The 6882-nt window shown below is 35.5% G+C and carries 6 protein-coding genes; 2 read left to right on the top strand and 4 right to left on the bottom strand.

The features are described 5' to 3' along the window. Positions 1-46: 46 nt before the first annotated feature. From BN338_RS00925 to BN338_RS12880, 4 genes are all read right to left on the bottom strand, one after another. Positions 47-1048 (bottom strand): TauD/TfdA family dioxygenase, encoded by a 1002-nt coding sequence (locus BN338_RS00925; RefSeq protein ID WP_039758160.1) that lies wholly within the window; start codon positions 1046-1048, stop codon positions 47-49. A gap of 27 nt (positions 1049-1075) precedes the next feature. Continuing rightward, complete coding sequence (locus tag BN338_RS00920) at positions 1076-2284, bottom strand: MFS transporter (RefSeq protein ID WP_039758158.1); 1209 nt, start codon at positions 2282-2284, stop codon at positions 1076-1078. 232 nt (positions 2285-2516) lie between these two features. Next, on the bottom strand, positions 2517-3068 hold the full coding sequence (locus tag BN338_RS12885; protein WP_244427577.1) for an NAD(P)-dependent oxidoreductase: 552 nt from the start codon (positions 3066-3068) through the stop codon (positions 2517-2519). 41 nt (positions 3069-3109) lie between these two features. Next, entirely contained in the window at positions 3110-3364 is a 255-nt protein-coding gene (locus BN338_RS12880) for a Rossmann-fold NAD(P)-binding domain-containing protein (RefSeq protein ID WP_083868403.1), read from the bottom strand. 1106 nt (positions 3365-4470) lie between these two features. Between BN338_RS12880 and BN338_RS00910 the strand changes: the two genes are divergently transcribed. Beyond that, positions 4471-5592, top strand: coding sequence for an ATP-dependent DNA helicase (locus BN338_RS00910; RefSeq protein WP_039758156.1), 1122 nt, complete (start codon positions 4471-4473; stop codon positions 5590-5592). Between the two features lie 84 nt (positions 5593-5676). Continuing rightward, on the top strand, positions 5677-6411 hold the full coding sequence (locus BN338_RS00905) for a pyridoxine 5'-phosphate synthase (RefSeq protein ID WP_039758154.1): 735 nt from the start codon (positions 5677-5679) through the stop codon (positions 6409-6411). Positions 6412-6882 lie beyond the last annotated feature (471 nt).

Below are 6882 nucleotides of genomic sequence, written 5' to 3'. Positions count from 1 at the left end.
AGATATAAACCAGAATAATACTCAACATCATATCATTATCTGGACATTAACATTGAAAATCAAATACCCTTTCTTTTATTTGTTCTACATATCTATGATTCCATAAATCTGCGGACACAAACACTCTTTGAATCCACCGCATTGGATTTTTATAACGATCAAATGATCCAAAAAATTTATCTCTAGAGTGTAGAGCTATTCTGTTATCGATGTATAATAATCTTCCTGGTTGTACATCAATTCCAAAAGATACAGCCTTAATAGCTTCATAAAAATGATCTAAAGCTTCCTTAGCTTTTTTTGATTGTGGCTCTAACATGCCCGGATAAAAAACAGCGCTGATATCTGGGAATTCACCGTCCCCTTGAACGAGGGGCACTTTACTTGTAGAAGTTACCCCATTTTTTCTCCATCTATAGGGAACATTAATTATATATAAATTATCCCTTAAGCTCCTCAAATCCTCCTCACTTAAAAGTTTTAATGCTAGACGTGCATCAGATATTCTCGTTAACGGACCATCAACATCATTGCGAACACCCGATAAAAGTATTCCTTTAGGAGATAAATTTAAACCCGTTATAAATTTTAGTGCAGCATTTTCTATATGAAAATCTAACTCAACTTCAGATCCTAATCCTGTATAATCTTTTTTATTATCCTCTAAAGGAACTAGGTTATTTACTATATGTTCGCCTTCAAACTTAATTGAGTAAGGCTCTCCGATCAATAAAGAAAACATCATAATTAAATTTTCGCTAATATAGCCACTTTTACAAGACGCATCTAAATTATAAGGATTAGGTGACGTATTAATTTGTCTATCAATTGGAAGGTTTTCAAAGATTAAATATGGTCTCGGGGCAATAGACATCTTTTGATTCATAAGAATTGTCAATATTCTGTACGGTAGCAGCGAAAATGCTATTTTTTTTAACTCAATCGAATATTCAATACCACCGTATGGATCATAATTAACATGGTCTAAAGCTTCCCAAAGTTTGTCTCTTTCGACATTGCTCAACTCAAAAGTATTTTCATTGATCATTATAATTTTCTCCCCATTTATATTTCCCTACTTTTTCATTAAGAAAAGTGAAAAAACAATAATTAAAATTAAAATCAGCCATGTGAGTAAATAAGTGTCTGTAAAATCTTGGATGAATCCAAATAATGGTGGTGCAGTAATAATTGCGATTTGATTTACAGACATTGCTAAACCCAGAGAAAAGCCCACGCTTTCTTTCGGCGAAGATTCTACAATATAAGCAACCCAAGGACCATACCATCCCAATCCAAAAAAACCTAACCAAGCAGATAAAATAGTTAAATAAATTATGGATCCACTAATGCCCAAAATTAATATTAAAAATCCAAAAACGACTGCAATCATGCAAAACAAGACAGGAAAAAATCGTCCTTTTCTACAATGATCACTCCACGCTGCTAAAATAATTCTTCCTAAGGCTCCAGAAGCCTGTGAAACAAAAAATAAATAAGCACTTTTATCTAAAGACAGGTGATAGACTTTATAAAAATAAATCGTTATAAAAATGGTTAAAACATATTGAACGATCACAAGTGAAACGCCTGAAAAAATAATATTCTTCATATGCGGTGCAGCCAACATTGCAAGACGAGATCTTACATTTGCATAGAACGAAACTCTTGCCTTGCTTGCTGGAATGCTAGCTACGATTTTTGCTGGTGAGTGATAAAAAATAATAAATATACATCCACCTAAAAAAGAAACTATGGCACCGACCAAAAACGCACCTTGTATGCCATAGACAAGCGCACTAGCAGGAAGAACTATCCCAGCTAATGCCCCACCTAATGGTAATCCCGCTTGCCTTATTCCCATTGCAAATCCACGTTGCGATTGTGGAAACCATGAAGAAACAGATTTAGCGCCACCGGGTTGAGCAGAACTGTAAAATCCCCCTACAATGAGCAAACAAACCAAAAGGGAAATATAGTTATCTGCGATTGCACCCAACAAAAGAGTGACAGAAACGCCAACCGCGCCAATACCAACAATATAACGCTCGTTAAACTTATCTAGTAATTCGCCCGCTACAAGTAACCCAATAATAGGTAGGAATTGCGCTGCTGAAGACAGCAAACCTATCTGAGAGTCACTAAGCAAGAAATCCTTCTTAAAAAATTCAGCTAAAGGACCAATCCCTTGAACAAAGAAACAGGCCGATGCTTGAGCGATAGTGGCAACAAGCAATATAATCCATCTATAATAATTTTTTTCTACAAATTTATTATTGCTCACTTCTGCCCCCCTCCAATTAAAGTGCGTTCTAACAAAGTAGCCTTTTTTAATAATGATTACAACAATAAATTAGGCATTTTATGCTGATGACATAAAAATCTGTCAATACGATTATTACGAATATGAAAACTAAGGCATATGCCTAATTTAAGAAAATAAGCTATTATGTGTCGTGCAAATTTGATATGCTGGCGATATAAGATAAATTTTACAAACATTAGCTCAGCCGGCATTAAGCGCTCCTCATAAAATACGCTATATTTTGGCAAGCTTTTTCAATATAATTTTCAAAGCTTTCTCTAGTCGCATAGCCCAGATGCGGTGTGCAAAGAACTCTATCTAATTGCAATAATTTGCTTTCATATATGGGCTTGCTGTCATAAACATCCAGTGCAAAGTAAATTGAATTTTCCAAACTTAGTATTTTTTCTATCGCCCCTTTTTCAACCAAAGCTGAACGCGCAGTGTTAACAAAAATAGCATGAGGTTTCATGCGCAATAGATCATCTAATCGTCGTATGATTTCTCTGGTTTTATCGCTTAAACGTAAATGGACGGATATAACGTCAGGACGTGTAAAAAATGCATCTTTTGAATGCGTAAAATGATAACCTAATTTTTTTGCTTCTTGCGTTGAACGCTCGCTCCCATCAACCAAAATGGACATGCCAAAAGTTTGGGCATATTGAGCAACCATTTTACCAATACGCCCAAACCCGAATATTCCAAAAGTCACTCCTTTCATTTGGTTGCCAAATGTTGTTTGCCATCGCCCTTTTTTCATATCAGATACAGATTTACAGAGTTTTCTACGCGCAGACATCATTAAGAGCCACGCAAATTCAGCAGCAGAAGTTGGATTTCACCACCGTCTAATATTTCAATCCTTAAGTCTCTACAAGCTTCTATATCAATATGTGAACCTATAGGGACTGTTTGGCAGATTAATTTTAAATTTGGCAGTTTCAGGAGAAGATTTCTATCAACTATCATCCGCTCTCTGATTAAGATAAGAATATCGATCTCTTTGAGCTTATCTTCTAAATTACATTCTTTAGCTAAATTATTGATAACCAGCACTTCATTAATTTTATAATAGATTGTAATGTTAGGGTGGCTTTTTGATAGTCATCTGGAATTAATATTTTCAATTGAAACCGCCCGTTTCATTCATCAATATTTGAGTTCATTATTTCATTTCTAAAATAACAAAAAAGCAATCTCATCGCTGATATTTTGACATAACGCCAAGTTTATTAACAAACTATACCCCTTGATTTCATTGTTATTTCTAGCAATAAGAATAGTATTAATCAGTTTGTTTTTATAAACTTTAACACATTGTGACAAAAAGAAAAAATTTGACTTAGTCGATGGAGAATTGCGCTTTTCTCATATTTTGGAGGACGAATCTGAAGTGCTACGCTGGACTGAAATCATGTCCCAGTTTTCTTATAATAGGCTACCAAGAAGACCATATTTGCGAACCAGATTTTATTGTCGAAACAGAAAAAGCGACATATTTGTGCGAGACAAAGTGTGCTTCATATAAGCGTGATCTCTCTCTTTATTCGTTGAAATATAACTTATTTGTAGCATGAAGAGTAAATTTATTAACATCATGATAAGAGGGAGATAGGAACTTTATAGGTGTATCATCATAGGATTAAGTCTTTTTGTTGAGAACTATTTCTATTTCTGCCAAAAGTTTTTTGATATATTTAATTATTATTTCGCTATGAGTTGATGTACTTATTTTTTATATGCAAGAAAGCTGATTGATTGTGTAAAATAGTATTCATAAAATTACATTATTCTTATCCTCTGTTAAGGACATTCTTTCTAGCGATGGTTTTGCAATTGCAGTGCTCTTTTTCTCATTCTAAATTTTGGTTAGGAAAAGCATATAGAGGTGTTATTTTAAATTTAAGTTATGTATATTCCATTGTTGGTATTACTGTTGTAAAAAATGATATTTTAGTTGATAAGTATAAGGTATTACCAAGAAGATCGATGGATAGATCAATTGAGATTGTTCCAATATATTGAAAAGCAATGGGTAAATAATTGATAATTGTGCTACGAAAGTCGTGAGATAGCCTATGTATGAAAAGTTCTTAACGACAGTTTTTTTGATCGTGTTTTTAATGCTTGCTCTTTTTATGCGAATCTTATTTTGATAAATCATGCAATTTTCGTCGGAACAGGATAATGCATTAAAGGCTGTTGCCGCGTGGTTGAAAGAAGGGCGTTCTCCTCTTTTTCGCCTTTTTGGCTATGCGGGGACAGGTAAGACGACGCTTGCGCGCTATTTTGCAGAAACAGTTGATGGTTCTGTTCAATTTGCTGCTTTTACAGGGAAGGCTGCACAGGTTTTACGTTCTAAAGGTGCAAGCAATGCTTGTACGATTCATTCATTGATTTATTGTCCGCGTGGAGAAGAGGAAGTTTCTGATGAAATTACGGGAAAAAAGTCTCTTGCTCCAACATTTACATTAAATCGAAGAAGTGCTGCGGCACAAGCTAAACTCATTATTGTTGATGAATGTTCGATGGTTGATGAACAATTGGCACGTGATTTAATGAGCTTTCGGACGCCAATTCTTGTTCTTGGTGATCCTGGTCAATTGCCTCCTATATCAGGTGGAGGTTTTTTTTCGAATGGGGAACCAGATTTTCTTCTCTCAGAAATTCATCGGCAAGCACGAGATAATCCGATTATACGGCTTGCTATGGATGTACGTGAAGGACGCGATATTGCTTATGGTGACTATGGAGAAGCGCGCGTTGTTACACGTAAAGAGGTCAATCAACAATTGGTTTTGGATGCTGATCAGGTCTTGGTAGGGATTAATCGTACACGCCACCTTTATAATCAACGTTTACGTATATTAAAGGGATTTACAGCAGATTATCCGCAAGCGGGAGATAAGCTTGTGTGTTTGCGAAATGATCCTCCTAAAGGTTTGTTAAATGGCTCTTTATGGAAGGTGATGACTTCACAGAAGGAGACAGTTAAACCAAGCATTAATCTTCTTGTGAAACCAGAAGAAAGTGAGCGTGGGGTAGCAAAGATTAAACTTTTAAAAGCAGCCTTTGAAAACCCTGATCAGGAAATTTCATGGCAATTAAAAAAGCGCTATGATGATTTTGATTATGGGTATGCATTGACGGTTCATAAAGCGCAAGGTTCTCAATGGAATAACGTCGTTTTGTTTGACGAAAGTTTTGCATTTCGTGATATGTATGCACGCTGGCTTTATACAGGAATTACCCGCGCAGCAGAGCATTTAACGATTGTTCGATAGAGAAAATATGTGTATTATCTGAGTTTCAGATGGAAAATGCCTTTTTTCTATCTTGTTATACACTGTAGAAAAATGGAAATGGGCATGGCAGTAAAACTTTCGGTTAATCTTAATGCTGTTGCTATTTTGCGCAATCGACGTAACCTTCCGTGGCCAAGTATCAAGAATATGGGGCATATAGCGCTTGCCGCTGGAGCAGCGGGTTTGACGGTTCATCCACGCCCTGATGAAAGGCATATTCGTTTTGCGGATTTGCCGGATATATACGGTTTAATAAAGAACACTTTTCCTCCTGCTGAGTTTAATATTGAAGGTTATCCAAGTGATCAATTTTTGGATATTGCTAAAAACTATGCCGATCAGATTACTCTTGTTCCTGATGATCCAGATCAGTCAACGTCTGATCATGGTTGGGATTTTGCTCATGATGCAGAATTTTTAGCGCCTATTATTCAGCATTTAAAAAAAAGAAAAATTCGTGTATCACTTTTTGCTAATCCTACTATTGATGGTCTTGACATTGCTAAAGCAATAGGAGCTGATCGTGTGGAATTTTACACTGGACCTTATGGTGCTGCATTTCAGGACAAAACAACACAAGATCAAGAGCTCAATAAACTTGTTTTAGCTGCAAAGAGAGCGAAAGAGTTGCAGTTAGGTATGAATGCAGGGCATGATCTGACGATTATGAATCTTCCTGCTCTGATCAAAAATATTCCTTGGCTTGATGAAGTTTCTATTGGCCATGGGCTTATTGCTGATGCGTTGGAGTATGGAATGCATGGGACTGTTCAGCGTTTTACCCGGTTATTATCGTAACCTTTTTCTCTCTATAAGAATTGGAAGAAAAATTTTTATAAAGCTTTGCCAATTTATCTTAAAACATAATATATGTTTAGATAAATAGCATTATTAGCGTACATTATAAATATTCTATTGTTGTTCTGTTTATTGGTTACTTTCTATCTTTTGTTTTTGAGTGTATGAGATGTTTTTTATTCATGCCATCCATTATGAGGAAGTTTTAAAATCTTCTTTTTATGAATAGACTTAATGCAATAAGAGCTGTTGGACATTGAGAACAAAAAAATAAAACGATGATATCGTCTTATCGCTTTATGAAGTAAAGAGGGATGTGCGCAAGAAATCTTAGACTATTAAAGTTTTAGGCTATTATAGGGGCTTCTTGAAAAAGGCTCGAGCGCATTAAAGGTTTTTTATAAGAGTCTCCTGTAAATAAATAACACAATGGCGGTATGGGGCATTCTGTTTCTCGTGAGAGGCGTGGAT

The sequence above is a fragment of the Bartonella queenslandensis AUST/NH15 genome, assembly GCF_000312585.1.
Taxonomy (GTDB): Bacteria; Pseudomonadota; Alphaproteobacteria; order Rhizobiales; family Rhizobiaceae; genus Bartonella; species Bartonella queenslandensis_A.
Note: the sequence above shows the minus strand (reverse complement) of the source record. Positions and strands in the feature narration are given on the sequence as shown.